The sequence below is a fragment of the Brachyspira sp. SAP_772 genome, assembly GCF_009755885.1.
GTDB lineage: Bacteria > Spirochaetota > Brachyspiria > Brachyspirales > Brachyspiraceae > Brachyspira.
Window position 1 is genome coordinate 327,544 of the sequence record NZ_VYIX01000003.1, and the last position, 25,239, is coordinate 352,782.

Sequence of the window (25,239 nt, forward strand, 5' to 3'; positions counted from 1 at the left end):
TTACAGTAAAATTATGAAACAAAAAATAATAGCTCATAAGTTGAAAACAGATAAAAAATTAATATCTATACTTAAAAAGTTGCCTAACAATTATTGGGACTTTAAAAATGAAAATACAAAAGAATATACACATAGTATACACAGCTATCCAGCTGTAATGGTGTCCCCTATAAGCAGAAATATTATTAATATAGTTAATAAAGTTATGAAAGTTGATTCTTTATTCGATCCATTTTCTGGCTCAGGTACAGTTCTTGTGGAAGGTATGCTTGCTAATATTAAAACAGTGTATGGAAATGATATTAATCCTCTTGCTATACTTATTTCAAATGTAAAAACAAATAAACTTAATATACATGAGCTTAAAAAAGAAGTTTCTATTTTATTAGAAGATATTAATTATGATTATAATGAAAATATAGATTTTTATGAAAGAGCAGATGAGTATTGTAAGAAAAAGCTTCAACTTGATATTACATCAAAAAATGGTTGGGGAGATAATGCACCAAAATATCTTAGAGAATATATAAACTTAAATAAAATTAATTTTGAAGTACCTAATTTTAAAAACATTGGCTATTGGTTTAAACCGAGAGTAATATTGCAGCTTCAAATGATTAAAAACCATATTTTAACAATAAAAAATAAAAATATAAGAAATTTTGTATTCGTAGCATTTAGTGAATTAGTTAGGCTTGTATCTAATCGTAGAAACGGAGAGTTTAAAATGTTTAGAATGCTATCTGTAAAAGTTGAAAATTTTACGCCAAATGTACTAAAAGAATTCAATGTTATTTTAGAGAATAATGTAAAAAAAATGCATAGTTTTGTTGAAGCTTGTTTAAAAAATAATAGTATTTCAGAAGTCAAAATATTTTTTAATAATGTTATAGACTTATTTGATATTCCTGATTTATCTATTGATTTAGTAATTACATCTCCTCCTTATGGAGACAGTAGAACAACAGTTGCTTATGGAGAATATAGTAGATTATCCCTTCAATGGTTAGATTTGTTTGAACTTTCTGAAAGAGAAATAATGATGATTGATAAAACATTGATGGGTGGAACTAAGTTTAGAAATGGATTTGAATTTTCAATTCCAAGTAAAACTTTAAATAAATCATTAGAATTTATTAAAAATATTGATTTAGAGCGTGCTGGTGATGTATATAGCTTTTATTTAGATTTAGAAAAAGCAATATCTTCCATTGCACAAAAAACTAAAAAAGGGGGCTATCAATTTTGGGTTGTAGGTAATAGAACTGTAAAAGGAGAACTTTTAAAAACAGATAAAATAATAATAGAAATTGCTAGTCAATATAATATGGATTATGTTTATACAATCGATAGAAATATAATTAACAAATCTATGCCTTCATTAAACTCTCCAACAAATGTAGTTGGTAAAAAATCAAAAACTATGTGTAATGAACATATTGTTATACTAAGAAAACAATAATGTTTAAACTATTCTTTTATTTATTCTAAATAGTAAAGGTTGATCAATTTCTTTTATTCTAAATCCTGTTCCATGATCATGAGTTTGTCCATTTTTTAGACCTCCATGATATTGACCTATGCGTAAATCTACATAAATATTTCCTTGTTCAAGTAGAGAAATAAAAGATTGATAATTAAATCCTGATAATTCATAAGCTTCTACAAACTTAAATTCTTCACCATTTTCAGTAATTTTAGATTGTGCTTTTACATAGACTAATTTATTTTTATACTTTTTTTCAAATGCTTGTTTTAATACATCTTTTGTCCAATACGCATGTTCTTCATTATTACCATCAATAATTGAAATTTTATCATTACTACACAATATTTTTAATTTATTTCCAGTATTACCAATATTTACAAAATCATAAGCTGAAAGAGTTGAATGAAGTACTTTTTCAGTATTATCATAAGCACTGCTAGAATAACCAAATTTTTCTCTTAATATATTTATAGCTCCTTTAGGTTCTGGAGTTTTTGTAAAAATTGTAAGCATGCTATTTGAATTAATGCGACAAGACTTTAATTCATAATCACCAAAGTCAGGAGAATTACTATTGTTTTCAGGAATTTCAAGTAAATCTTCAAGAGTTTTTCCAATCCCTGTTGGACCTTTACGATGACTAGAAATCCAACTCATATCAACTATTTTTTTAAATTTTTCTATAAATTCATCTAATGTATAAATCATAACTTATTTTTATTCTCCATTAATAATTTATAAGGTTCAATTTTTATAGCATCAGCAATTTTTTGAACACTTTCAAGTGATACATTTCTTTGAAAACATTCAATATCGCTTATATATGTACGATGTAAATTACATAACTCAGCAAATTTTTCTTGAGATAATCCTAATTTTGTACGGTAATATTTTACATTTGTACCAAATATCATTATTATATTCATAAACATATATTCCTTTTCATAATTATAGTTTTTTGAATACTTTAAGTCTACAGACTATAGTATTCAAAAAATTTTATATTGTAACAAAAAATAAATAAAAACTTTATTGGTTTTTAAAGCTTGAAATTGTGATAATTTTTTTATATAATATGCTTCGTGTGTTTTTTATAAAAAAAGTTTTTGCACATATTTTTGTTAGGAGGAAATATTTATGGCTTCAGTTATTATTGTCGGTACACAATGGGGTGACGAAGGCAAAGGAAAGATTGTTGATTATCTTGCTAATAAGGCTCAGTATGTAGTTCGTTCTCAAGGTGGAAGTAATGCAGGACACACCGTTGTTGTTGATAATGTAAAATATAAATTAAGGCTGCTTCCTTCTGGAATACTTCATAAAGACAAAGTATGCATTATAGGTAATGGCGTTGTAATAGAGCCTAAAGTATTTTTAGGTGAGATTGACGGTCTTATAGAGAAAAAAGTTAATATGTCTAATTTGAAAATATCTAATAGAGCTCATGTTCTTATGCCTTATCATAAAATATTAGATGAACTTCAAGAAGAGGATTTAGGTGAAAACAAGCTCGGTACTACTAAAAACGGAATAGGTCCTTGTTATATGGATAAAGCAAGCCGTTTGGGTATAAGAATAGTTGATCTAATGAATAAAGAAGTATTTGCTAAAAAATTAAAGTTTAATGTTGAACTTAAAAATAAACTTCTTAAAAAGCTTTATAATCATGAAGGAATTAATTACGAAGAGTTATTAAAAGAATATTTAGAATATGCTGAGAGATTAAGACCTTATGTTGCTGACACTACTACAATATTAAATAAAGCAATAAAAGAGAAGAAGAACATATTATTTGAAGGTGCTCAGGCTACAATGCTTGATTTAGACCATGGAACTTACCCATTTGTAACATCATCATACCCAGCTGCGGGAGGTGCATGTACTGGTTCTGGTGTTGGACCTAGAAAGATAGATAATGTTGTAGGTGTTGTTAAGGCTTATTCTACAAGAGTTGGAGAGGGACCTTTTCCTTCAGAGCTTTTTGACGATGTTGGTCAGTTTATAAGAGACAAGGGCGGCGAATACGGCACTGTTACAGGAAGACCGAGAAGATGCGGCTGGCTTGATGCTTGTGTTATAAAATATGCTTCATACATCAATGGACTTGATTCTGTAGCTATTACTAGACTTGATATATTAGATGATTTGGATAAGTTAAAAATATGCGTTGCCTACAAATATAACGGCGAAATATTAGAAGATTATCCAGCCGACTTGGATATACTTTCAAAAGTTGAACCTGTATACGAAGAGTTTGATGGCTGGAAAACAAGCACTACAAACATTAGAGAATATGATAAGCTTCCAGAAAATGCTAAAAAATACTTAAAAAGATTAAGCGAAGTAATTGACACAGAAATATCTATAGTGTCAGTTGGAGCTGGAAGAGATGAAACTATCATAATTAAAGATATTTTTTAAAATATATTTTTTAATTGAATATTAACTTTTACAGTGTTTTTGACTTTTAGCTTCTATTTTGCTATAATATATTTATGAATGATTTTAATATCACTGTAGATACATTAAACAAAAAGAATGATTGTTTTGTAAGGTATCTTTTTTCAAATCTTGGAAACGAGAAAATAGTATTAAACTTCGTTAATGCTGTGATGGATAATTTGAACTTCAAGACTTTTGAAACTTTAGAGATACTAAATCCATTTAATTTACAAAAATATCTTAATTCAAAAGAAAGCGTAGTGGATATAAAATGCACAGCCGACACGGGCGAAGTTGTTATAATAGAGATACAATTACAAGGCAATGAAACTTTTATTAAAAGAACGTTATTTTATTGGGCAAGTAATTATAGTTTGAACCTAAATAAAGGAGATGATTATAATAAACTTCTCCCTGTTATAAGCATAAATATTTTAGACTTTGTTTTATTTGACGGCATAGAAGACTGTTATAGCTGTTATATATTAAAAGAATTGAAGCATAATAAAATACTTACAGACCATTGTCAATTTCATTTTTTGGAGTTGCCGAAATTTAATCATGATAAGCAACTAAACAAAGACTTAAATAGTTGGTACAAATTTTTTATTGGAGGCGAGAGAATGTCAAACCTAATAAAAGAAAACACAATATTTGATGAAGTAGATAAGAAATGTAAATCATTTATATCAGAGAATCCGCTACTTGATGTATATAAGATAAAGGAAGCAGAAGAATATTTTCAAAGAGAAACACTCCATAGAGAATTGGAGAAAGGTATAGAGAAAGGAATAGAAAAAGGTAGAGAAGAAGGTAAAAAATATAGCACATTGATAATAGCTAAATCTATGAAAGAAGACGGAGCAGATTTTCAGTTAATATCGAAATACACAGGCTTGAGTGTAGAAGAGATAGAGCGCCTTTAATTTTATCAAAAATATTTTTTTAGTTTTTTATTTGCAGGGCTTTGCCCCGCACCCCAGTTCTTTTGTTGGCACAAAGAACCAAAAAGACTGCATTTAATAAAATCTAGCTTTTTATGCATAGATTAAAATATAGATATTTTTTAGTTTTATATATTTCAAAGATATAAAGTTATAAACACTTGCACTTTCGCTAAACATAGATAAAGGGTTTAATTTGCACTTTTTGCAACTTTTTGCGGCGGGAAAAAGTTGAATAAAAAACTTATTATAGATAGTGATAATTTTTAAGTTTATTAAGAAGTATATTTAGAGGAATAAAAACGGCAATAAACAAGGGAGGCAATCAAGCCCCCCTTGTTTTTTAAATGTTTAGTACTCTATTATAGAGCAGGTAAATACCAAGTAATACCAGTAGTAGTTTCAAAATATACTGGGCTTAAACCAGCACTAACAGAGCCGCCTTGATATTCTTTAGCAATATTACCGTTTACATCCATCTCAAAATACCATTCCAAATCTTTAACAGGAGTAACATAAATCTCTGCATAAGCTCCCCAAGTTAATGCATGAGTCATTACTTCTTCACCACCTGCAGTAGCTTTCTGTTTATAACCATATAGAGTATAACCTAAAGAAGGCTCAAACCAGAAACTAACAATATCGCTATTAGCATATAATGCTAAAACAGGTTTGATTGCAAACTCATATGGGCTTACATCATATGTATCAGATTGTTTTGCATTATCTGCTATACCTGTTATATTAGCTTCAGCTTTATATTCTCTAATAGCACTACCTTTTAAAGCTGTGTGATATTCTACTCTAACATATGGATTAACACCAACATCTCCTACTTGAGTATTTAAGAAATAGAATCTAGCTTGTAAACCAAAAGCTTCAGAAACTGTTTTTCCTCCAGTTGCAGTATTTTCATGTGTATTATTTCTGTAATAAGCATATAATCTTATAGCGTTGAAAGCATCTATTCCTGTATAATATCTTAATTGAATATTATCGAAAGCTACACCTGTATATTTAGTATTAGCTATATATTTATCACTTACAGCTACCTGTATAGGAGCAGATATTCTTAAATTGTTATTTAAAGCATTAATCATTAATACTGGAGTGTGAACTTGTAAGTTTTTATCAATATAAGTAAAGTTATAACCAACACCAACACCTATCATCTCAGAAGTATAGCCTATACCAGCAGAAAGTGTAGGCATGAAAGCTGTAGTAGTAGTACCATTAGTCTTAGCTGAATTAATAATATTATTTAAATATCCTGTGTTAGCTCTAAGACCAAATGTACCTTTGATTGTGCCGTTACCAAGAACAAAACCTAATTGGTCCATTCTTGCTCTAAATTGATTACCATGTACAAGGAAGTCAATCCAAGAATCACCTTTACCGTACATACCAAACACTGATGCACTAGCCACGGTTAATACAACCATAGCAGTTAATAAAACCTTTTTCATCTTTTTTTCTCCTAAATTTTTTTATAGTTATACCCATTAGGGCATTAACTTCTAAAAACAAATGAGAATGCTCCCTCTCTACAAGAAGCACCTACTCATAGCTTTAACTATACGAATTTTTAGAAAAATGTCAATATGATTTTTGATAAATTTAGGACAAAACTCTTAATTTGTCTATAAAAAACAACAAAAAATGTATTTTGTAAAATATTTTTTTAAAATTTCACAAATTAACATAATACATAACAAACTTAAAACATAAAAAATTATAAAAAAATAAGGGGCTTTTAAACCCCTCATTTTATTTTACAATAATTATTTTTTAAGCAATAGCCTTTTTCTTTCTCGTTAATATTTGTAATATGATAAGAACAGCTATCAACCCTATTCCTATTATATCACTGTAAAACTCAGGATATATACATAAAAGACCAGCCACTATAAATAAAAATCTCTCAAATACATTACATTTTTTAAATACATATCCCTCAAGTCCAGCAGATACACCAAACATACCAATAAGCGAAGTAATAAGTATAGGTATCACCTCAACAAAAGTAGTATTAATCATAAGTATTTGCGGATTAAATATAAACATATAAGGTATAATAAAAGCCCCTATAGAAAGCTTCGTAGCCTCAAACCCCGTTTTAAGCGGATCCGACTTAGCAATAGCAGCCCCAGCCATAGCAGCCAAAGCAACAGGAGGCGTAACATCGGCTATGATACCAAAATAAAATACAAACATGTGAGCCGCCAAAGGTTCAAATCCAAGCCCTATTATAGCACCAGCTGCAATAGTAGAAGTAATTAAATAATTCGCAGTTGTAGGTACACCCATACCCAGTATAATAGAACTAATCATAGTAAGCATAAGAAGAAATATAGCTATACCCCCAGATATAGATATAAGACCCGCACCAATTTTTAAGCCCAAACCTGTTAATGTAATAACACCTATTATAATGCCCGCCATAGCACAAGCAACAGCAACACTTATAATGTTTCTTGCCCCATTAACAAATACATCTATCAAGTCATTAAAAGTAAAACTTCTCTCTCTCTTAAGAATTATATCAACTATAGAGTTAATAATAGCAACTAACCCAGCAGCAATTATTCCCATAAGCCCAGCATATATAGCAGTTTTACCAAGCACAAAGAAGTATATTATAGTAGCAAGCGGAATAACCAAATAACCCTTCTTCATTAAAAGCTCGCCAATCTTTGGAAGAGAATCCTTTGATAAACCTTTAAGCCCAGTTTTTTTAGCCTCCAAATGCACCATTATAAATATACCAGTAAAATAAAGTATAGCAGGTATAATAGCAGCCTTAGCAACCTCTTTATAAGGTATACCCAAACTCTCAGCCATTAAAAAAGAAGCCGCACCCATTATAGGAGGCATAAGCTGCCCGCCCGTAGAAGCAGAAGCCTCAACAGCCCCCGCAAACTCTGGCCTATATCCCAACGACTTCATCATAGGTATAGTAAAACTTCCAGTACCCACAGTATTAGAAACAGAACTTCCAGAAACAGTACCAAACATAGCACTAGTAAGTACAGCAACCTTTGCAGGACCTCCGTCATAACTTCCTGCTATAGCATTACATATGTCTATAAAAAACTGCCCTATTCCTGTCTTATCAAGTAAAGCACCAAAAAATATAAACAAAAATATAAATGTAGCAGAAGCCCCAATAGGAGTACCCATTATACCTTCAGTGTTATAATATAAATGTGAAACAAGTCTTTGTATAGAATATCCTCTATGATTTAAAAATCCGGGTGCATATGCTCCAAATAAAGCATAAACTATAAAAACTAATGATATTATAAGTATAGGGGTACCCACTATTCTTCTGCAAGCTTCAAACAAAATTAATATACCTATTATACCTATAATAATATCAGTAGTATTATATATACCTGCCCTTCTTACCAAGCTGTCAAAATTAATAGTAATATACAGCCAAGAACAAGCCCCAACTATTGCAATTATCACATCATACCAAGGAAGTTTATCTTTAGGCATATCCTTCTTCATAGGAAAAAGTAAATATGCAAGTGCCATAACAAAAGCTAAATGTGTAGCCCTCACCACCTGAGCAGTTATCTTACCAGACAAAATAGAATAAAGCTGAAACAAACAAAAAGCCACAGATATAATTATAATTAAATACTTTTTCCAATCTTTAAATCTTCTGTATCTCGATTCGCTGTCATATTTGCTCATATAATCATCTAACTCTTCTGCCGTTACATGTATAATATCATGATTATTATGTTTCATTTACGCCTCCTTATCATATTTTTTATTAAATCAATCAAACCTACTTTTATGTATTTTATCTTTATATTAGTCTGAGGTTTAAACAAACTTTTAAGCATTATTTCTTTGTCATCTATAGTTATGCTATGCTCAGCAATAATGCCTACAAATAAATAAAAATCTTTAATGATTCTATTTATATTATTTATTTCTATATTATCATCTCTAATAATAATATTTTCATTATTTTCAGGTTCAGCTATACCAGCACCGTAAGAAACGAAAGTTGTTTTATTTAATACTATATTATAATCTTCATCTATAATATAATAATCTCTCACCCTTCCCTTATTAACCGAATGCGTGTATGAAATTACAAATTCTTTTTTTTCTAAATGATATATATATTTATTATTATTATCTTTTACGCTTTCTAATACTAATCTAGGAAATATAGGAATAATAAAAATAGTAATAAAAAGCAGTAAAGATAATAATACTATAATAATTTTCTTCATATAAAATAATATTAGTAATTATATATTATTTTACTTGATATCCTAATTCTTGATAATATTTTAAAGCACCGGGATGGAAAGGTATAGATATTCCTTCATAAGCTTGAGCAACATTTAATTCCTCACCTTTAGCATGAGCTGTTATTAAATCTTCTTGTTTGTCAAATAAAGTTTTTAACATACTATAAACAACGTCTTCAGGTATATTGTTATTAACAGCTATTGTAGCTTTTACAGCAACAGCTCTAGTATCAGTAGTAACACCTTTATAAGTATTAGCAGGTATATACACTTCTGTATAATAATTATATTTCTTCATTATATTAGCAATCTCAACTTCATCTAAACCAATCATTACTATATCAGTAGATAATGATAATTCTTGTAAAGCAGCATTAGGAATTCCTGCAACTATAAAACAAGCATCTAATGTACCATTTTGCAAACCATCGCTAGATTCTTTAAAAGAAAGACTTGATTTTTGTATATCATCAAAAGTTAAACCATAAGCTTCTAATATTTGTTTAGCATTAAATTCAACACCGCTTCCAGCATCACCAACAGATACTCTCTTACCTTTCATACTTGCTATATTAGTAATTCCGCTTGATTTAGTAGCAGCTATTTGAACGATTTCAGGGTATAATGTAAGCATTGCAGAAAAATTAGTTAAAACCTCTCCAGCAAAAATATCACTTCCATTATAAGCATAATACATAACATCGTTTTGAACCAAAGCTAAATCTGCTTCATGCATATCTAAAAGTCTTAAATTTTCAGCAGAAGCACCAGTAGACTGAGCAGTAACATTCATAGCCTCTATATTGCTGTTCCATATATTAGCGATAGCTCCTCCAAATGAATAATATGTGCCGCTAGTTCCTCCTGTAGCAAAGATGTAATTCTTATTATTACTCTTGCTGCAGCTAATTAATAATAATAAACTAAACATAATAATAATATTTTTTTTCATAACAATTCCCCTTAACATAAGTTATTTGACTATAATATAATTTATTGCCAAAAAGTCAATATTACTATTCATAATAATAAAGTATTTTTATATAAATTTTAAATACAATAATTCACATATTAAAATATATTGTTAGTACAATAAAACTTTATTTAATATTATTATAATACATATAAAGCCTTTTAATAAAAAAATTTTTTGTTAAAAAATTAAAAAAAAATACAAAATAAATTTGACTTTATTTTTCAATATACCTATACTATGTACATATAAAAATAAAAATGGGAGATTATTCATGAAAAAAATACTAATAGTTGGCGGAGTAGCTGGCGGAGCTTCTGCAGCTGCTAGACTTAGAAGATTAAACGAAGAGGATAAAATCATATTATTTGAAAAGGGTCCTCATGTTTCCTTTTCCAACTGTTCTCTTCCTTATTATGTCGGAGGCCTCATACCAAATGAGGAAACTTTGCTTTTAATGTCTCCCGAAAAGTTTTTGAAGCAGTTTAATGTAGATGCTAGAATTAATAGCGAGGTTATAGCAATAGACAGAGAGAAAAAAGAAGTTACAGTGGTAAGCGAGGGAAAAGAATATAAAGAAAGCTACGATAAACTGATATTATCTATGGGTGCTAAGCCTATAGTTCCTCCGATTAAAGGAATTGAAAAAGTTAACGTTTTCACTGTGAGAAATGTTGTTGATATAGCTAAGATACATTCTTTCTTAGGCGGCAAGAAAAATGCTAAGGTTGCTGTTATAGGCGGCGGTTTTATTGGTATAGAAATGGCTGAAAACATTAAAGAAGCTGGTCATGATGTAACTATTATAGAAGCTTTACCTCAAATTATGAAGCCTTTCGATTATGATATGGTTCAGCTTCTTCATAAAGAAATTATTGATAATGGTGTTAATCTAATAGTAGAAGATAAGGTTGATAGTTTTGAAGAGAATACTGTTGTACTTGCTTCCGGCAAAAAAATAGAGGCTGATGCTGTTGTACTTGCTATAGGTGTTGCTCCTGAAACTGATATTGCTGTTAAGGCTGGTATTGAACTTGGTAAAACTAAATCTATTAAAGTTGATGCTAATTATAGAACTAATGATAAAGATATTTATGCTATAGGGGACGTTATAGAGATTTACGGAGCTTTATGTAAAGATTATTATAGACTTGCTTTAGCTGGTCCTGCTCAAAAACAAGCTCGTGCTGTAGCTGACCATATAAATGGAAGAACTGTTGACAACAGAGGATATATCGGCTCTTCTGTAATTAAAGTATTTGGTCTCAATGGTGCTTCTACTGGTCTTTCTGAAGGCTATATTAAAGCTATGAATCTAAACATTAATTATGACACTGTAGACATTATACCTTTTGATAGTGTTTCTATTATGCCTAGTGCTAGACTTTTACATTTCAAGTTAATATACGAAGTTCCTAGCGGTAAAGTATTGGGTGCTCAGGCTATTGGTAGAGGAAATGTTGATAAGAGAATAGATGTTATTGCTACATTAATAAAATTTGGTGGTACTATTTACGACTTGAAAGATTTAGAATTATGTTATGCTCCTTCTTTTGGTACTGCTAAAGACGTTGTTAACTTCGCTGGTTATGTTGCTTCTAACCTTATGAATGGTGATTTCAAACAAGTACATTATAGTGATGTAAGAAATATTTTAGAAAAAGACCCTGAGGCTTATTTCTTGGATGTAAGACTTAAAGAAGATTTTGATGCTGGTCATTTAGAAAAAGCTGTTAATATACCTCTTGGTGCTTTAAGAAGTAGATTTGATGAAGTACCTAAAGACAGAACTGTTTATATTACATGTAAAACCGGATTAACTAGCTATACTGCTTGTAGAATATTAATGAATTTAGGATTCACCAATGTAGTTAATGTTTCTGGTGGATTCATAGGTTTATCACAGTATGAATACTACAATGATAAATTCTATAACAGAAAACCGATACTAACTAAATATTTTGCATAACTTCTTATATTGTTGTATATGGGAGGCTGTTCTAGCCTCTCATTTTTTTGCATATCCAAACATTTATTGTTACTATATATAATAATATTCTTATTTTTACATAAATAAAAATATTTTTTATGTAGTTTACGGTAACATTTTTAAAAAATATTATGTATTTTTATGTAATAAATTTGACCTTTTAAATATAAATGATATCTTTAAATATAAAAGGTCTTATAAAAAAGAGTACATATACAACAATAAGTTCCAATATATAAAAAACAACAATATTAAGAGGTTTATGCAAAAATGAAAAAAATAATAATATTTATTTTAATTGCAGCTTTAATGCTTTTCTCATGTAAAAACAATTCAACAAATGTAGACACTTCATCAGATAATAATGGAAGCAACACAGGCGAAAATAATAACAACAATAATAATGGAAATAATGGTGAAGATAATAATAATGGTTCTACTGTAACTCAAGAAGAACTTGACAAATATGCAATAGATATAGATTCTGCAACAACAGAAAAAGTAAAAGAAGCTTTAAATCAATACTATCAAGATAAAGGCGAATACAAACTAATTCTTAAAGGTACTTCTACAAAAACTTACAATGGTAGAAAAAATGGGGATACTATTGCTGGAATGGTGCAAAATACTAGAATTAAAAATGTAATAGTATCTGCAGAAAATGTAATATTTGAAAATAATAAAATTCCAGATTATTTATTTGGAGGAGAACAAAACTATAATACAAGCATAGTAAAAATAACTATACCAGATACTATAACTGAAATAGGAAAAGATGCATTTAATTGCCATATATTAACAAATCTAAATATACCTAAAAATTTAGTTACAGTTGGAAGTAATGCTATTTATGGAATACAAATGAAAAAATTAGAATTGCCTGAAAAATTATCATATATAGATGATAAAGGTTTTTATGCATCTCAAGAAATTGAAGAAATATATATACCAGATTCAGTAACTCATATGGGAGTAAGTGCATTCGGATCTTGTACAAAATTAAAAAAAATACATATTCCAAACAATTTAGAGGTTTTAAGCGACTCTGTATTTGAAAATGGATATTCATTAGAAAGTGTAATTATACCTGTTTCTATTAAAGAAATAAAAAATTATGCATTTTATTATTCAAGAGCTTTAACAACTGTAACATTTTTATCATCTACTCCTCCAACTCTTGGAAGGGGAGTTTTCTCAGGAACTAAATTAACAACTATTTATGTACCAAAAGGCAGTAAAGCAGAATACGAAAAACTAATATCTTATAATCTTATACCAAATACTGCTACAGTAATAGAAAAGTAGAATTAATTACCATTTAATAATGAAGAAAGAAATCATATTCTTTTTTCATTATTAATTTTTTAAGTTATAATTTTTTAAAGAGAAAAATATATCTTTCCAGTTTCTATATTCGCTTTCACAACAGAAATCTTAACCCTATCCCCAAGCTCATACATCTTAACTTTATCAATATAGATACTTTGCATATCCTCATAAAATCTATAATTCGCACCAACATAAGTAGATTCAATAAAGCCTTCTATATCAAGCCCCTCTATCTCAACTGTAATACCGTTTCTTGAAAGCAAACTAATAAAGCCGTAATATTCATCTCCAAGCCTATCTTTCATATACCTTGCCGCTTTTATTTGTCTTAAATTCCTCTCTGCCTTTTTTGATGTTCTGTCAAGCAAAGTACATTCATCTGCTACAATCTTGTATTTGTTATCATCATTAATATATGTTTTTTTGTCTATAATATAATCTTTTACTATTCTATGTATTGTTAAATCAACATACCTCCTTATAGGCGAAGTAAAGTAAGTGTAATAATCAAAACCCAAACCAAAATGACTTTTATTAACAACACTATATGATGATGGCGTCATAGAACGCATTAAAACACCTGTAAGAAGTTTCTCTTCTGCCTTCCCTTTTATCTTTTCTAAAAAGTCAATTAAATCATAATTATCTTCATCTAACTTTTTTAATTCATAGCCTTTATTATGTGCTAATATTTTAAAATTATTAAATCTATAATTATCAGGTGCACCATGATAGCGATATATTACTCCTTCATAATCTTTTAACTTCTTTGCTATTTCACTATTAGCCAAAAGCATTAAAGATTCTATTATAAGCATAGACTCCTTTTTCTCTTCAGCATAAAACTCTATAGGAATACCATTCTCATCTAATACTATATTAATATCATCATTCTCAAACTCTACACCCTTGCTTCTTTTTTTATGCAATATATTTTTTAATTCCAAAGCATTGTTGATAAGCTCTATAAGCCAATCTTCATCATTAGCTTTTTTATTTATAATATCTTCTACGTAATTGTAAGATAATTTTCTATCTGAGTTTATAATGCTTTTAACAACATCGCTTTCTAAAATATTTCCATCTTTATCTATAACACAAATTAAACTCAAAGTAAATCTATCAACTTTTTCATTGAGTGAAATTATTCCATTTGAAAGAATCTCTGGAAACATGTTATATACTTTATCTATTAAGTAAGTAGAGTTTCCTCTTTTTTTTGCTTCTATGTCAAGAGGAGAATCAGCCTCTATAAAATGGCTAACATCAGAAATGTGAACATATATTTTATAATTATCATCTACCCTTTCTATACTAAAAGCATCATCTAAGTCTTTTGAATGCTCTGAGTCTATTGTAACAGTTTTTAAACTCCTCAAATCAACCCTATCAGCAATATTATTAAAATCAGCATTGTTATTAATATTTTCTGCTAGCTTTAATAAATCATCAGAAAAGTTTAATTTAATATTATAAGCATCTGCTATTATCTCTGAATCTAATTTAGCATTATCTATATTAATATTTATTTTTTTAGCATGAACAGGAGTTTTTACAGCTTCTTTGTTGGCACTATTTGGGTTTATAAATAAATGCCCAGCTTTAGTTACCCTAAGTAAGTTGCTATCAGTTTTTTGTATATATCCGTCGCTGATTGCTTTTCTTATTAAATTAGTAAGAGAAGTTTTTTCTAATGGAGTTTTGGCATTAAATTTTATAAATACATTATAGTCCATTTGGTTTTTAGACAATTTTGCTATAAGTTCTTCTATGGTTTTCATAAATACTCTCTAAAAAATAATAATAAATTATACTAAAGTGATTGCATTTTGTCAATTTTCAGTTTTTGAAATTATAATTTACTAATAATAAGTTTATAAAAACGAGCTAATGAATATTTATAGCATTTTATTTTTAGTTATGATTTATTTTTATTTGCACTTTTTGCAACTTTTTGCGGCGGGAAAAAGTTGAATAAAACAAAAACTTGCATGACAAAATATAGCTGTTTAACTATACTAAAAAATTTAAGTTTTTATTTGTGGGGACTAGCCCCCACACCCCCACTTCTTTTATTGGTATAAAAGAAGCAAAAGAACTGCATTTTCATAAAGTATAGACATAAACATATAGTGTCATTATATATATTTTTTTAGATATAAAATTTGAATACTTGCACTTTCGCGAAGCGTGCCCGAAGGGCGAAAACTTTGACGAAGTCTGCACAGCGACTGTAGGAAGTGCCTGTGGTGCGAAGGCGGGAAAAAGAACAATAATTTTTTACTTAAAATTTTTCAACATAGACTAAGAATTTCGTATTTAAATTTATTATTTGTAGTGATTTTATATACTATTCGTTTGTAACTAGCTTCTCTTCGCTGCCGTTTACAGCACCGTCTTTATCAACCTTCACTGTAAATATCTTAGATACGCCCTTCTCTTCCGCTGTAATTCCATAATAAGCATCGGCTATAGTAGCAGATACCTCATCATGCGTGATAATTAAGAATTGAGTTTTATCAGATAAACCCTTAACCATATTCTTGTATCTTATAATGTTCGCTCCGTCTAAAGCAGCATCCACCTCATCAAGTATACAAAATGGACTAGGTCTATACAAAAATATAGCAAATACCAAAGCAAGCCCTGTCATAGTAAGCTCACCTCCAGAATATGACACTATGTTTTCCATTTTCTTGCCCGGCGGCTGTGCAAATATATCAATAGGACTGTTTAATAAATCTTCTTCGTTTTGTATTTTTAAGCCTGCATTACCGCCGCCAAATAATATCTTAAATGTCTCAGAGAATTTTTTGTTTATTTCATTAAATGTTTTAAGAAAATCTTCCCCTGCCTTTTTGTTGGCATCGGCTATTATTTTTAATATCTCTTCTTTTGATTTCTCCAAATCCTCTTTTTGTTTGCTTAAAAACTCGAATCTATTTTTTGCCTCTTGATATTCATCGAGTGCCATCTCATTAATATGACCTAAATTCTTAATCTTGTCATTAATAGTGTTCAGCTTGTTTCTAAAAACTTCTTCATCAATTAAGCCTTCAGTAACAGCCTCATATTCTTTCAAATTAATGGCATTAGTTTCATAGAAATTATTATATATATCATTTATCTTGTCTTTTGTCTGATTAATTCTCTCGCTTATTCTTGTAATATTCTCGTTTGTTTCGTTTAACTTTTTTATATGCTTAGAATGATTAACGTCAAAGTTAGATAAAGCAGATTCAGCTTTTTTTATTTCGCTTGCCTTTAATCTTGCCTCACTCTCCATTTTTGTTTTTTTCTTTTCTAATTCTTTAAAATTATTTATATTATCTTTAAGCTCTTTATCTAATAATTTATAATCTTCTTCTTGTTTTTGTATCTTATCATTTAATGTTGCAAACTCTTCTTCTACAATGGCTATGCTTTTTATTATCATATCCTTTCTATCTTCAGAAGCTTTCTTATTGGTTTCATATTTTGCTTTTGCTATTGTGAGTGTAGTAAGGTTAGAATTTGACAAATTAATATTTTCGGTTGCTTTTTTTATTTCATTGTTGAGCTCTTCTATTCTTTCAATATTGCTTTGAATAGAAGATTCCAAAGAAGCTATCTCTTTATCTATAGCCTCTTTTTGCATATAAGTACCCTCTTTATCAAACAATAAATCAACAAACGGGTCTTTTATTTTAGTGTATTCCTTAAAAATATCTTGTAAAAGCAAAGCATCTCTTTTTTCTGTATCAAGCATCTCTTTTAAGTTTCTTACAAATGATGATAAAGAATTAAAACTAAGTTCATTGAGATTATCCAAAACCCCATCTTCTTCAAACTCTTTTATGGTGTTCATTTTGGTGTTGATAGAACCAAGTAAGTTATTAAAACCTATATCAATATCAGCCTCATGCTTTCCTATATTCTGATAAAAACTATTACCCATTATATCTTTTTTCTTTTCATCAATCTCGGTAATTATTTTATTTATCACTTCAAGCTGTCTTTCTCTGGCATCGGCTATTTTTAAAGTATTGCTTTGATTGTTTTGTGTGAGTATTGCTATTTCATCGTTGCAGCTGGCTATTTTATTTTGCTCGCTTGCAATGTTGCTCTCTTCTACCTCTTGCTCTTTTAATGCTAATTCTATATTTTCTAATATGTTTTTTATGTCTTTATCTAATTCTAATATTTGATTTTTATCTTCTTCTATTCTTTTAGCCAAAGTATTTTTTCTGTTTATAGTCTCTTCTTTTTCTTTAAACTTATTTTCTAATTGTATTTTTAACTGACTAGACATTTTATCTATATGGCTAAGCTCTGTTACTATTAATGACACCTGCTTATCAAGCTCTATAGATAAAGTTCTTGTCTCTTCAAATTTTAATAATTCCTGTTGTTTTTGATTATCCAAGTCTTCTAGGTTCTTTTCAAGTTCCTGCTTTTTATTATTAAGCTCTTCAAGATTTTTATTATAATCCTCTAAAGTGATTTTTGCCTTTTTAATCTGATTAACATTTATGCTTATGCTTATCTTTTTCTTATCATCTATAAGCGAATAATATTTTTCTGTGCGTGCCGCTTGGTCTTTTAATGACTTATAATTTTTCTCAGCATTCTTTATATCTATCTTAACATTATCAAGGTTTCTCTCAGAATCTTCAAGTTTTTTTGTAGCCTCTCTTCTTCTCTCAAGATATTTACTGATACCCGCAGCATTTTCTATTATAGTTCTTCTCTCTTCAGGCTTTTGTTTGGCAATCTCTGAAACTGTTCCTTGTTTAATTACAGAATAGGCATTTTTACCTAATCCTGTATCAAGAAACATATCCACTATATCTTTAAGTCTCACCTGCTCATCATTAATATAATATTCTGATAAACCCTTTCTATAATACTTCCTTGTAACTATTATCTCATCTTTATCATATTTTTTTATCCATCTTGAAGTATTATCTAAAGTTAAAGCTACTTGAGCCAAAGAAGACGGCTTTCTAGTGTCTGTACCATGAAATATAACACTCTCAAGACCTTTAGAACTGTCTATTCTTAATCTGCTAGCAGACTGCTCACCCATTACCCACAAAAAGGCCTCTACTATATTACTCTTTCCTATACCATTAGGTCCAAGCACTACAGTAACACCTTCATTAAACTCTATATTAGTTTCTATGGCAAATGATTTGAATCCGTGCAAATTAAGATTCTTTATATACATCTTCTTTCCTGTCTCTATTACTAATTATTTACAACTTTGCAATAATTATCGTCATCTACAATAATTAATTACAGTATAAATATTAAAACATTATACAATCGTATTAAAAAAAAGCAATGAATTTATAATTATAATAATCTTTACTGTTCTTGTAATTTTTTTCTAGATACTATAATGCCATAACCTGTAATTTGTAATTCTATGTTATCATTAAGCACAATAGTAAAAAACTTATCTTCTCTAGTTACAGAAGTTATTTTTGAAAAAGGATACTCATTATCTATTACTTTAACCATGCTTCTATGTATACAGCTTCTTGGTATACCATTTGGGTTATTTTCTAAATTGTCTATTTTAATGCTTTTCCAAAGTCCGCTTTGATAAAATATAATATTAAACCCCAATTTAGTATTAACTTCATACCCACCGCCATTTTGATACAGACTAACAGTATCTACACTATCACCCTCTAAATTAAGATTAATAAAATTTTTAGCCTGAAGCGGTAAAGAAGCCTCTGTAATGTTTTGGCTGTATAGAAATGAATACAAGAGTATAAAAAATAATAAAACTTTCTTCATATTAATAAAAAAGCGAATATATGTTATTTTATATTATATTATATTATATTATATTATATTATATTATATTATATTATATATTCGTATTTTATCTATTTTAATTTAATATATATTATATAAAAATTAAGGCTACAGCAAAAAGCCATAGCCTCAATATGAACACACAACTTGAGAATTATCTTAAAAATTATTTCAAAGCGTTAATTTTTTTCATCATCTCTGACTTTTTAACATTAGCTCTATTACTATGAATAACAGATTTTCTAGCAGCTTTATCTAAAGCACTAGCATATTTGTTATATTCAGCTATAGAAGCATTTTTATCATTAGCATCTATAGATTTTAATACTTTCTTTTTCTGAGTATTTAAAAAGCTTTTAATTTTTCTGTTGTAAAGATTTCTAGTAGCGTTCTGTCTTAATCTTTTAGAAGCTGATCTTATATTAGGCATTCATTGTACTCCAGTGAAGTTAGTTAAAATAAAAATCGGAGTTAACGGGGCTCGAACCCGCGACCTCCTGCGTGACAGGCAGGCGCTCTAACCAAACTGAGCTACAACTCCAAAAACTTTTTAAGTGTATTCATTATACTACAATTATATTTTTTGTCAAGTGCAAAATTGCTTTTTTATAAACAATTTAAAAATATTTAAAATAAACTATTTTAAAAATAAATAATTACTAAGATTTTTTTGATTTTTTATACTTTTAACTATATAATAATCAAAAATACACTTTTATGAGGAGTTTATTAATGACTAAAGTTGTTCTAATAAGACATGGAGAAAGTGTTTGGAATAAAGAAAACCTTTTTACTGGTTGGGCTGATGTTACTTTATCAGAAAAAGGTATTGAAGAAGCTAAAGCTGGCGGAGTAGAACTTAAAAAAGCTGGTTTTACTTTTGACAAAGCTTATACTTCTACACTTACTCGTGCAATCAAAACTTTAAACTTAGTATTAGAAGAAATGGGACTTTTATGGATACCTGTAGAAAAATGTTGGCAACTTAATGAAAGACATTACGGTGCTTTACAGGGATTAAATAAATCTCAAACTGCTGAAAAATATGGTGAGGACCAAGTAAAAATATGGAGAAGAAGCTATGATACTCCGCCTCCTGCTTTAGAAAAATCTGATGAAAGATATCCCGGTAATGACCCTCGCTACAAAAACTTATCTGAAAAAGAACTTCCTTTAACTGAATGTTTAAAAGACACTGTTGCAAGAGTTGTTCCTTTCTGGGAAAATGTTATACTTCCAGATATTAAAGCTGGTAAAAAAATAATAATCGCTGCTCATGGTAACAGTTTAAGAGCATTAGTTAAATATTTAGACAATATTTCTGATGAAGACATTACAGAGCTTAATATACCTACTGGAATGCCTTTAGTTTATGAACTTGATGATAACTTCAAAGCTGTTAATAAACAATATTTAGGCGACCCTGAAGCTGTTAAAAAAGCTATGGAAGCTGTGGCGAATCAAGGCAAGAAAAAGTAATAAATATTAAAATTCATATATTTAAAGGAAGTCTTAAAAGGCTTCCTTTTTTTAATAAAAAAATTTTTTTCTATTAAAAAAATCATATATTTAAAATACAAAATATCTACTAAACAGATAAATAATTAATTTAATCTATTATTGATTTTTTGGTGTATAACATATAATATAAAATTAAAAAAATTGATAATAATTAATAATAAGGAAAATTAATGAAATACCCTGAATTTTTTACTCCGTTTGTATTTCCAGAGAACATACCAATATTAGGTGCTATTAGATGGTATGGGCTTATGTATATAGTAGGAATTGTAGTTTCTTGTTTGATACTTTCTCATTTACAAAAAAAAGGCTGGATTAAATTTAACAACTCAAAAGACGGCGGACCTTATGATATGGTTTTTTATGCCGCTATTGGTGCTATAGTTGGTGCTAGGGTTGGATACTTTTTACTTTATTCACCTTCATCTTTTTTAAGGCCTTGGGAAATATTAGGGTTTAACCTTGATAATGGAATCACTTTTTTAGGTTTTGCTGGAATGTCTTTTCATGGAGGACTTATAGGAATGATTATTGGAGGATATGTGTTTAGCAAAAAGTATAAATATGACTTTTTAACTATAGCAGACCATGCCACACTTCCTTCTAGTTTCGCCTTATTTTTTGGAAGAATAGGAAACTTTATGAATGCAGAGCTTTATGGAAGAGTTACTAACTCATCTCTTGGAATGATATTTCCAAATTATGATGCTGTTGGAGGATACGAAAAATGGAAGGAATTGATACCTGCAATTAGACCGTATACAGAATTAAGATACCCTTCACAATTATATGAAGCATTTCTTGAAGGTTTAGTACTTGCTTTGGTGTCTTATATAATCTTAGCACTAAGCCAAAAAAATAAGAATATAAGAAAAGGTACAAGGCTATTTGTGTGGATATTTTTATATGGACTTTTTAGAGCTATAATAGAGCAGTTTTTTAGGGATGTTACAGAATGGACTATAGGACCTATTACATCTGGGGCAATATATTCTATAATAATGATGATAGTATCTTTAATAATGCTTATATATATTTACACAAAAAAGCCAAATACAAAAACATTAAAACAAAAAAATAAATAATTAGAATATTAAATAAAGGTTTATTATGTCATTTTCTTTTGAAGTATTAAAAAACTCTAGTCAAACACATGCGAGACTTGGAAAAATAGAGGTTAATGGTGTTGTAATAGATACACCTGTTTTTATGCCTGTAGGAACTAAGGCCACTGTAAAAGCATTAACACCAGCTATGGTAGAGGAAACAGAAAGTAAAATTATACTTGCTAATACTTATCATTTAGTTTTAAGACCGGGTTTGGAGGTTATCAAAAAATTCGGCGGTGTGAAAAAGTTTATGAATTGGAAAGGGGCAATGCTTACAGATTCCGGCGGGTTTCAGGTATTTTCACTTGCTCAGCTAAGAAAAATTACCGATGAAGGAGTTGAGTTTAGGTCGCATATAGACGGCACAAAATATTTCTTTACACCAAGAAGCGTGATGGAGGCAGAGCATATTATAGGTGCTGATTTTATAATGAGTTTTGATGAATGCTGTAAGGCTGATGCTGATTATAATTATGCTAAAGCGGCAATGCTTAGAACTCATAAATGGGCTAGAGAATGTAAAGAATATCATGACAGCACTCCTAACAGTGAATATCAATATTTAGGCGGTATAATACAGGGCGGAATGTTTGATGATTTGAGAAAAGAAAGTGCTGAGACATTAGTTAATATGGATTTTCCTTTTTATTCTATTGGCGGGCTTTCTGTTGGTGAGACACCAGAGAAGATGCATGAGGTGCTTTCTAAAGTTATGCTATATACAAATAAACAAAAACCTCGTTATTTAATGGGGGTTAGTGAGCCTCGTGATATACTTAATGCTGTTATGGAAGGCATTGATATGTTTGATTGCGTGATGCCTACAAGAAATGCTAGAAATGGTGAAGCTTTTACTATGAATGGGGTTGTAAGGATTAGAAACTCAAAATATAGAATGGACGACACCATATTAGAAGAAGGATGCGACTGTTATACTTGCAAAAATTTCTCTAAGGCTTATCTTAATCATCTTGACAAATCGCATGAAATACTATTTTCTATACTTATGACAATACATAATATAAGATTTATGCAGAGATTTATGAAAGATTTAAGGTCTTCAATAGAAAGTGATAATTTTAGCGAATATAGAAACACTATGATGAAAAGATTTTACGAAAATTAATAATAATGATTTTTTAAAGAAGGAGGAAAATATTATATTATGGCAAAAGATTATAGTGAATATATAAAAAAATATAATGAAGAGATAAACAATAATCCTAATGATATAAACGCCCTCACTTCTTTAGCAAGAATATATGTAAAAGAAAATAAATTAAATGAGGCTGAAAAATATTATAATAAAATATTAGAAAACAACTCTGATAACACTGAAGCTTTGTATATTATAGGTTTTATTAATATGCAAAAAAATAATTATAAAAAAGCTATAGACAATTTTATTAAATTAATAGAGCTTGGCATAGATAATGCTTTTGTATATGAATATTTATCTATAATGGATAATAATAACAGAGAAACATTTTTAAATAAAGCAATAGAAAAACATAATAAAAACAAATTAAAGAGAAAAGATTATGAAAGAGTTTCATATATGGCTTATCAAAGCTATAAATGGAAAATGTATGACTTTGCTCTATATTATGCTGAACTTGCATATTCAATAAAACAAACTAATGATATTATAAATCTACTTGGATGCATATGTTTTTATAGAGGAGAATATGACAAAGCTCTTTCATATTTTCACGAACTTAATTTTAATTGCAACAAAACAAATATATATGCATTATGTAATATATCTTCTTGTTATAGAAAGAAAAATAGTAATAATATGGCTATAAAATATTTAGATAAAGCAAAAGCATTAGATGATAATAATAAATTAATATATTTTAACATAGGAACAATATACGATAAGCTTGGAAATAGAAAATCAGCTTTAGAAAATTTTAATAAAGCTATAGAAATTGATTCAAATTATACTGAAGCAATAGATGCCAAAAACTTAATATCTATATAATTTTTAATAAAAATTTAATAAAAAAATAAAAAATTCATATAATATCTATTGACATTTTTGTAAATAGTATTACAATATATAGTAAGAAAATCAAGTTAGGAGATAAAAATGAATAAGATGTATTTTTCTACTCTTCAATTATCAAAAACCTTTTCTCCTAAATTCCATCATCACCATCAATAATAATCATTTCTTTTATAAACAACTATAAATTTAAAAATATTATTTTTTTTATTACGTTTATATAGATTAATTTTAAAAAAACAATTATTTAATTTAGGAGGATAAAACTATGAAACGTATATTAATTCTATTTTCTATGATTATTTTTGCTATATCTTGTTCAAAAACAGAAACGCAAAATGCAGCTGCAACAGACAACTCTTTACAAAAAGTAAAAGACAGCGGTAAACTTATATTAGGTTTGGACGATACTTTTGCCCCTATGGGTTTTAGAGATGAGGCTGGAAATATAGTTGGTTTTGATATAGATTTAGCTCAGGAAGTTGCTAATCGCTTGGGAGTAAAATTAGAAGTTAAACCTATAGATTGGGCAAGCGGTATATTAAGCTTAAACAAGGGGGATGTTGATGTTTTATGGAATGGCTTTACAATTAATGAAACTAGAAAAGAGCAAGTTAATTTCTCTAAGCCATATCTTAACAACAGACTTATAGTAGTAAAAGCTTCTGACAGAACAGACATTAACAGCAAAGAAGATTTGAAAGGAAAAGTTTTAGGAGTACAGGTTGGAAGCAATCAAGAGGCATTAGAAGCTGATCCTATAAGCAAAGAAGCTAAAGAGGTTAGACCTTATGATGTTAATGTTAATGCATTTTTAGATTTACAAGCTAAGAGAATAGATGTTGTTGTAATAGATGAAATAGCAGCACGTTATTATATAGCTGAAAATAATGTTAATTTTGAAGTTGTAGAAAACAGCCCATTAACTGAAGAACTTTATGGCATAGGTTTTAGAAAAAATGATATAGAATTATTAAATGCTGTTGACAAAGCTTTAGATGATATGAGAGCTGATGGAAAAGCAGCAGAGATTTCTACTAAATGGTTTGGTAAAGACATAGTTGTAAAATAAACAAAAAATTAATGGGGGCAAATATAAAGCCTCCATTATAAATAAATAATAAAAAAATAAATAATTAAAACAAACAAATAAACAAACAAAAATAAAAAAAGGAGATTAAAAATGAATAACAGCAAATTCTTTTTCAAAGTTCAATTCTTAAACCAATATTCTCCTTACCATCATCATCATTAATAATTTCTTTTTATTATAAAACTTCAATTTTAAAACAACATTATATTTAATATTAATTAACTTAAAAAAGTTTATTTAAAAATTTAAA

General features: G+C 28.7%; 20 protein-coding genes and 1 tRNA gene. 10 read left to right on the forward strand and 11 right to left on the reverse strand.

From position 1 onward, the window contains the following. Window positions 1-13: 13 nt before the first annotated feature. Window positions 14-1,462 (forward strand): DNA methylase, encoded by a 1,449-nt coding sequence (locus tag GQX97_RS11170; protein ID WP_157152032.1) that lies wholly within the window; start codon window positions 14-16, stop codon window positions 1,460-1,462. Between the two features lie 3 nt (window positions 1,463-1,465). On the opposite strand, the gene GQX97_RS11175 is transcribed toward GQX97_RS11170, so the two are convergent. After that, window positions 1,466-2,197: an MvaI/BcnI family restriction endonuclease gene (locus tag GQX97_RS11175; protein WP_157152033.1), complete on the reverse strand. Its 732-nt coding sequence runs from the start codon at window positions 2,195-2,197 to the stop codon at window positions 1,466-1,468. Continuing rightward, on the reverse strand, window positions 2,194-2,415 hold the full coding sequence (locus GQX97_RS11180) for a helix-turn-helix domain-containing protein (protein ID WP_157152034.1): 222 nt from the start codon (window positions 2,413-2,415) through the stop codon (window positions 2,194-2,196). The genes GQX97_RS11175 and GQX97_RS11180 overlap by 4 nt, the downstream gene beginning before the upstream one ends. Window positions 2,416-2,626: 211 nt before the next feature. On the opposite strand from GQX97_RS11180, the gene GQX97_RS11185 reads away from it, so the two are divergent. Continuing rightward, window positions 2,627-3,910, forward strand: coding sequence for an adenylosuccinate synthase (locus tag GQX97_RS11185; protein WP_157152035.1), 1,284 nt, complete (start codon window positions 2,627-2,629; stop codon window positions 3,908-3,910). Between the two features lie 74 nt (window positions 3,911-3,984). Beyond that, window positions 3,985-4,857, forward strand: a complete 873-nt coding sequence (locus tag GQX97_RS11190) for an Rpn family recombination-promoting nuclease/putative transposase (protein WP_157152036.1) — start codon at window positions 3,985-3,987, stop codon at window positions 4,855-4,857. A gap of 380 nt (window positions 4,858-5,237) precedes the next feature. Here the strand turns inward: GQX97_RS11190 and GQX97_RS11195 are convergent, their stop codons facing one another. From GQX97_RS11195 to GQX97_RS11210, 4 genes are all read right to left on the reverse strand, one after another. Further along, window positions 5,238-6,341: a cell surface protein gene (locus GQX97_RS11195; RefSeq protein WP_157152037.1), complete on the reverse strand. Its 1,104-nt coding sequence runs from the start codon at window positions 6,339-6,341 to the stop codon at window positions 5,238-5,240. A 322-nt stretch (window positions 6,342-6,663) separates the two neighbouring features. Continuing rightward, window positions 6,664-8,634: a TRAP transporter permease gene (locus GQX97_RS11200; protein ID WP_157152038.1), complete on the reverse strand. Its 1,971-nt coding sequence runs from the start codon at window positions 8,632-8,634 to the stop codon at window positions 6,664-6,666. After that, window positions 8,631-9,131: a DUF1850 domain-containing protein gene (locus GQX97_RS11205; protein WP_157152039.1), complete on the reverse strand. Its 501-nt coding sequence runs from the start codon at window positions 9,129-9,131 to the stop codon at window positions 8,631-8,633. Before GQX97_RS11205 ends, GQX97_RS11200 begins: the two co-directional genes overlap by 4 nt. Window positions 9,132-9,156: 25 nt before the next feature. After that, the gene (locus tag GQX97_RS11210) at window positions 9,157-10,104 is read right to left on the reverse strand and encodes a TAXI family TRAP transporter solute-binding subunit (RefSeq protein WP_157152040.1); all 948 of its coding nucleotides are present in this window, start codon (window positions 10,102-10,104) and stop codon (window positions 9,157-9,159) included. 295 nt (window positions 10,105-10,399) lie between these two features. Between GQX97_RS11210 and GQX97_RS11215 the strand changes: the two genes are divergently transcribed. Further along, window positions 10,400-12,094, forward strand: a complete 1,695-nt coding sequence (locus GQX97_RS11215; protein ID WP_157152041.1) for an FAD-dependent oxidoreductase — start codon at window positions 10,400-10,402, stop codon at window positions 12,092-12,094. A gap of 291 nt (window positions 12,095-12,385) precedes the next feature. Then, window positions 12,386-13,420 (forward strand): leucine-rich repeat domain-containing protein, encoded by a 1,035-nt coding sequence (locus tag GQX97_RS11220; protein WP_157152042.1) that lies wholly within the window; start codon window positions 12,386-12,388, stop codon window positions 13,418-13,420. A gap of 74 nt (window positions 13,421-13,494) precedes the next feature. Here GQX97_RS11220 and GQX97_RS11225 read toward each other — a convergent pair whose 3' ends face one another. From GQX97_RS11225 to GQX97_RS11245, 5 genes are all read right to left on the reverse strand, one after another. After that, window positions 13,495-15,225 (reverse strand): RNB domain-containing ribonuclease, encoded by a 1,731-nt coding sequence (locus tag GQX97_RS11225; protein WP_157152043.1) that lies wholly within the window; start codon window positions 15,223-15,225, stop codon window positions 13,495-13,497. Window positions 15,226-15,794: 569 nt separating this feature from the next. Further along, window positions 15,795-18,653 carry a chromosome segregation SMC family protein gene (locus GQX97_RS11230; RefSeq protein ID WP_157152044.1) on the reverse strand — a complete coding sequence of 953 codons (2,859 nt, stop codon included), beginning with the start codon at window positions 18,651-18,653 and terminating at the stop codon, window positions 15,795-15,797. Between the two features lie 140 nt (window positions 18,654-18,793). Further along, window positions 18,794-19,234 carry a PepSY-like domain-containing protein gene (locus GQX97_RS11235; RefSeq protein ID WP_157152045.1) on the reverse strand — a complete coding sequence of 147 codons (441 nt, stop codon included), beginning with the start codon at window positions 19,232-19,234 and terminating at the stop codon, window positions 18,794-18,796. Window positions 19,235-19,421: 187 nt separating this feature from the next. Beyond that, window positions 19,422-19,685, reverse strand: a complete 264-nt coding sequence (gene rpsT / locus GQX97_RS11240) for a 30S ribosomal protein S20 (RefSeq protein ID WP_157152046.1) — start codon at window positions 19,683-19,685, stop codon at window positions 19,422-19,424. A gap of 36 nt (window positions 19,686-19,721) precedes the next feature. Next, window positions 19,722-19,796 (reverse strand) — tRNA-Asp (locus GQX97_RS11245). A gap of 191 nt (window positions 19,797-19,987) precedes the next feature. Between GQX97_RS11245 and gpmA the strand changes: the two genes are divergently transcribed. The 5 genes from gpmA (at window position 19,988) to GQX97_RS11270 (ending at window position 24,968) form a co-directional block, all read left to right on the forward strand. Then, the gene (gene gpmA / locus GQX97_RS11250) at window positions 19,988-20,734 is read left to right on the forward strand and encodes a 2,3-diphosphoglycerate-dependent phosphoglycerate mutase (protein ID WP_157152047.1); all 747 of its coding nucleotides are present in this window, start codon (window positions 19,988-19,990) and stop codon (window positions 20,732-20,734) included. A gap of 212 nt (window positions 20,735-20,946) precedes the next feature. Next, on the forward strand, window positions 20,947-21,861 hold the full coding sequence (gene lgt, locus GQX97_RS11255; RefSeq protein WP_157152048.1) for a prolipoprotein diacylglyceryl transferase: 915 nt from the start codon (window positions 20,947-20,949) through the stop codon (window positions 21,859-21,861). Between the two features lie 25 nt (window positions 21,862-21,886). Next, a complete protein-coding gene (gene tgt / locus GQX97_RS11260) occupies window positions 21,887-23,011 on the forward strand; it encodes a tRNA guanosine(34) transglycosylase Tgt (protein WP_157152049.1) in 1,125 nt (374 codons plus the stop codon). 39 nt (window positions 23,012-23,050) lie between these two features. Then, window positions 23,051-23,872, forward strand: coding sequence for a lipopolysaccharide assembly protein LapB (locus GQX97_RS11265; protein ID WP_157152050.1), 822 nt, complete (start codon window positions 23,051-23,053; stop codon window positions 23,870-23,872). Between the two features lie 292 nt (window positions 23,873-24,164). Beyond that, complete coding sequence (locus GQX97_RS11270) at window positions 24,165-24,968, forward strand: amino acid ABC transporter substrate-binding protein (protein ID WP_157152051.1); 804 nt, start codon at window positions 24,165-24,167, stop codon at window positions 24,966-24,968. Window positions 24,969-25,239: the final 271 nt, after the last annotated feature.

Bases quoted from the DNA above. Each gene is read 5' to 3' on its own strand.
- GQX97_RS11170 (WP_157152032.1), top strand. From the start codon at position 14: ATGAAACAAAAAATAATAGCTCATAAGTTGAAAACAGATAAAAAATTA.
- GQX97_RS11175 (WP_157152033.1), bottom strand. From the start codon at position 2,197: ATGATTTATACATTAGATGAATTTATAGAAAAATTTAAAAAAATAGTT.
- GQX97_RS11180 (WP_157152034.1), bottom strand. From the start codon at position 2,415: ATGAATATAATAATGATATTTGGTACAAATGTAAAATATTACCGTACA.
- GQX97_RS11185 (WP_157152035.1), top strand. From the start codon at position 2,627: ATGGCTTCAGTTATTATTGTCGGTACACAATGGGGTGACGAAGGCAAA.
- GQX97_RS11190 (WP_157152036.1), top strand. From the start codon at position 3,985: ATGAATGATTTTAATATCACTGTAGATACATTAAACAAAAAGAATGAT.
- GQX97_RS11195 (WP_157152037.1), bottom strand. From the start codon at position 6,341: ATGAAAAAGGTTTTATTAACTGCTATGGTTGTATTAACCGTGGCTAGT.
- GQX97_RS11200 (WP_157152038.1), bottom strand. From the start codon at position 8,634: ATGAAACATAATAATCATGATATTATACATGTAACGGCAGAAGAGTTA.
- GQX97_RS11205 (WP_157152039.1), bottom strand. From the start codon at position 9,131: ATGAAGAAAATTATTATAGTATTATTATCTTTACTGCTTTTTATTACT.
- GQX97_RS11210 (WP_157152040.1), bottom strand. From the start codon at position 10,104: ATGAAAAAAAATATTATTATTATGTTTAGTTTATTATTATTAATTAGC.
- GQX97_RS11215 (WP_157152041.1), top strand. From the start codon at position 10,400: ATGAAAAAAATACTAATAGTTGGCGGAGTAGCTGGCGGAGCTTCTGCA.
- GQX97_RS11220 (WP_157152042.1), top strand. From the start codon at position 12,386: ATGAAAAAAATAATAATATTTATTTTAATTGCAGCTTTAATGCTTTTC.
- GQX97_RS11225 (WP_157152043.1), bottom strand. From the start codon at position 15,225: ATGAAAACCATAGAAGAACTTATAGCAAAATTGTCTAAAAACCAAATG.
- GQX97_RS11230 (WP_157152044.1), bottom strand. From the start codon at position 18,653: ATGTATATAAAGAATCTTAATTTGCACGGATTCAAATCATTTGCCATA.
- GQX97_RS11235 (WP_157152045.1), bottom strand. From the start codon at position 19,234: ATGAAGAAAGTTTTATTATTTTTTATACTCTTGTATTCATTTCTATAC.
- rpsT (WP_157152046.1), bottom strand. From the start codon at position 19,685: ATGCCTAATATAAGATCAGCTTCTAAAAGATTAAGACAGAACGCTACT.
- gpmA (WP_157152047.1), top strand. From the start codon at position 19,988: ATGACTAAAGTTGTTCTAATAAGACATGGAGAAAGTGTTTGGAATAAA.
- lgt (WP_157152048.1), top strand. From the start codon at position 20,947: ATGAAATACCCTGAATTTTTTACTCCGTTTGTATTTCCAGAGAACATA.
- tgt (WP_157152049.1), top strand. From the start codon at position 21,887: ATGTCATTTTCTTTTGAAGTATTAAAAAACTCTAGTCAAACACATGCG.
- GQX97_RS11265 (WP_157152050.1), top strand. From the start codon at position 23,051: ATGGCAAAAGATTATAGTGAATATATAAAAAAATATAATGAAGAGATA.
- GQX97_RS11270 (WP_157152051.1), top strand. From the start codon at position 24,165: ATGAAACGTATATTAATTCTATTTTCTATGATTATTTTTGCTATATCT.